This window comes from Chrysiogenia bacterium (assembly GCA_020434085.1).
Classification (GTDB): Bacteria; JAGRBM01; JAGRBM01; order JAGRBM01; family JAGRBM01; genus JAGRBM01.
Genome location: JAGRBM010000248.1, coordinates 1 through 2,488, shown reverse-complemented (window position 1 = coordinate 2,488; position 2,488 = coordinate 1). Strand labels below are relative to the sequence as shown.

At 66.2% G+C, this 2,488-nt stretch carries 3 protein-coding genes; 1 reads left to right on the top strand and 2 read right to left on the bottom strand.

The features are described from left to right. Nucleotides 1-188: 188 nt before the first annotated feature. Together KDH09_08225 and KDH09_08220 are read right to left on the bottom strand one after the other, a co-directional pair. Complete coding sequence (locus KDH09_08225; protein ID MCB0219663.1) at nucleotides 189-566, bottom strand: response regulator; 378 nt, start codon at nucleotides 564-566, stop codon at nucleotides 189-191. A gap of 137 nt (nucleotides 567-703) precedes the next feature. Continuing rightward, complete coding sequence (locus KDH09_08220; GenBank protein MCB0219662.1) at nucleotides 704-1,486, bottom strand: SDR family oxidoreductase; 783 nt, start codon at nucleotides 1,484-1,486, stop codon at nucleotides 704-706. Between the two features lie 171 nt (nucleotides 1,487-1,657). On the opposite strand from KDH09_08220, the gene KDH09_08215 reads away from it, so the two are divergent. After that, nucleotides 1,658-2,488, top strand: an 831-nt coding sequence (locus KDH09_08215; protein MCB0219661.1) for a hypothetical protein, incomplete at its 3' end; no start/stop codon positions are given.

Here is a 2,488-nt window from a genome sequence, read left to right as displayed (position 1 = left end):
CGGGCGACGATCGGGCTCTGCAGCGCGGCGGTAGGAGGCACCCCCTCAGCCCGGGCATTTGCCCGGACAGCTCCCCCGCAAGGGGAGCAGGGAGAGGTGGTGCGCTTTGCGCGCGTGCACGAGCACGCTGAGGAATGTCGGGCTGGCACGGTGCTTATGAGGTGAACTCGCGAGGTCGGGAGCGGTGCCTATCCATCAATCCCCAGCAGCCGCGCCACGGTCGCGCGCAGGTTGGCGGCGTCGATGGGTTTGGCCACGGCGGCGGCGAAGAGGGGGTCGAAGTCGTGTTCGTCCTTGATGTTGGCCGAGAGCAGGACGAACTCGCAGTGGGCGAGCTCGGGACTCTCGCGAAGGGTGCGGGCGATTTCGGGGCCGCTCACCTCGGGCATGACGATGTCGAGCAGCGCCAGGTCGGGAAGCTCCGCGCGGGCGACTTCGATGGCGTCCCAGCCGTCTTCGGCAAAGAAGAAATCCACGGGGAATCCCTCCAGCGCGTCGCGCACCAGCGTGCGGTGAAACTCCATGTCGTCGGCGATGAGTACCTTGGGGCGCTTTGCCTCGCTCATGGGGAACCTGACTTTCTGCCCGAGTGTGTGGGCTGCAGGCTACCTCAAGCGCGCGCGGGCGGGAAGGGGTCAGCGCCGATTGGACGCTTCCTGCAAGGGCGCGCGAGCGATTTTCGTACTGTCCCGGTGTGGGCCGCCTACTTCATCACAAAGCCGGCAATGGCGGGCACGATGCGGCGGGGAGCCAGGCGCACCGAGAAGGTCGCGATCTTGTTGAGCAGTCCGGGCACGACGCTGGGCTTCTTCTTGAGCATGGCCTTGATGCCGATGTTTGCGCAGCGACGGCTTTCCATCATCGCCAGATTCACGATGCCGGAGATCTCCTGGCCGGCCACGTCCATGAACTCGGTCCGGGTGCCGCCGGGCGCCAGCACGGTGACGCCGACATTGGTGTTGCGAAGCTCGTGGGCGAGCGCCTCGCCGAAGTCGAGGACGTAGCTCTTGGTGGCGGCGTAGGCCGCATAGCTCGGCGTGGGCTGGAAGCCGCCGATGGAACTGACCAGCAGGTTGAAACCGAAGTCACGGGCAAGCATGTCCTTTGTGTAGAGATAGGTCAGCTCGGTCAGCGTGGTCAGGTTGAGCTGGAGCATCTGCGCGGTGCGCTCCCACTCGGTCTCCATGAAGTCGGCGTGGATGCCGAAGCCCGCGTTGTTGATGAGCACGTCGATCTCAAGGCCCTCGGCCTTGGTCTTCTCGTAGAGAGCGCGCGCGGCTGTCGAGGTGCCAAGGTCCATGGCGATGACGCGGGTCTCGACCTTGTGCTGGTCCTCTAGCGTGTCGGCCAGCGCCTTGAGGCGGTCCTCGCGCCGTGCGACCAGTACGACGTTGCATCCGTGCTCGGCCAGAATGGTGGCGAAGTCCACCCCCAGGCCGCTGCTCGCTCCGGTTACCAGTGCCCACTTGCCCTTGATCTTGCTCATCGTGTGTTCCCTCCCGCCGCGATATTCCTTGCGGCGCCGCTCCAGTGATTGTTCCGGTGACGGCATTGTATCTTTGTCTTCCGGGCTTTTCGATGCCGATTTTGCGCCAAAGGGTGCGTGGCCGCCGGGCGGGGCGTGGTCTATGTTGGGCAAATCCGGGGGAGAGCTGCCTTGCCACTCGATATGACCAAAGAAGACCTGGGCCTTGCGGGCCTGATGGGGCGGCTTGATGCCGCCTGCGCGCGTGCAGCCGATCCGGCCGACGCCCGGATGCTCTGCCTGCAGATGCTGGCCACCTTTGCCGAGCACGATCCAGGCGGCCTCGAATCCCTCTGGGCAGCGCATCCCGACGCGCTCTGCCGGATTCTCGCCGCGCTTGGCGGGGCCGCGCCCTTCCTGCTGCGCCACCTTGGTTCCGATACAAAGGTGATCGCACGAATGGCGGGCGAGGACCTCTCGATTCGTCGCGCTCGTGCCGACTACCCCGTGCTGCTGGCGGCGCGCCTCGAAGGCGTCCCGCTCGAAGGGCGTCCGGCCGAGCTTCGGCGCTTCAAGTACGAAGAACTCGCCCGCATCACCGTCCGCGATCTCGACGTCGTCCCCATTGAAGAGACCGGCGTCACCCTGGCCGAGGTCTCCCACCTGGCCGACGCTTTGCTGGCCGCCTCGCTGGAGATTGCGCGCGCGCAGATCGTCTCGAAGATCGGCCCGCCGCTGTGGTACCTCTCGGGCGGTTCGGAATCCTTCGAGCCCGCCTTCGCGGTGCTGGGCCTTGGAAAGCTCGGCAGCGAAGAGCTCAACTATTCCTCCGACGTCGATCTGGTTTACGTCTACCAGAACGCGCCGGGCTCCCTCGAAGGCGGGCCGCGCGATCGCTCTCCCGTGGAGTATTTCTCGCGGCTGGCCCAGGCCTACGGGCGCATCGTCGCCGAGGTGACCGGCGACGGCTTCCTCTACCGCGTCGATCTCGACCTGCGCCCCGAGGGCAAGGCCGGCCCCCTG

Coding starts and splice junctions, on each gene's coding strand:
- KDH09_08225 (MCB0219663.1), bottom strand. CDS start 566: ATGAGCGAGGCAAAGCGCCCCAAGGTACTCATCGCCGACGACATGGAG.
- KDH09_08220 (MCB0219662.1), bottom strand. CDS start 1,486: ATGAGCAAGATCAAGGGCAAGTGGGCACTGGTAACCGGAGCGAGCAGC.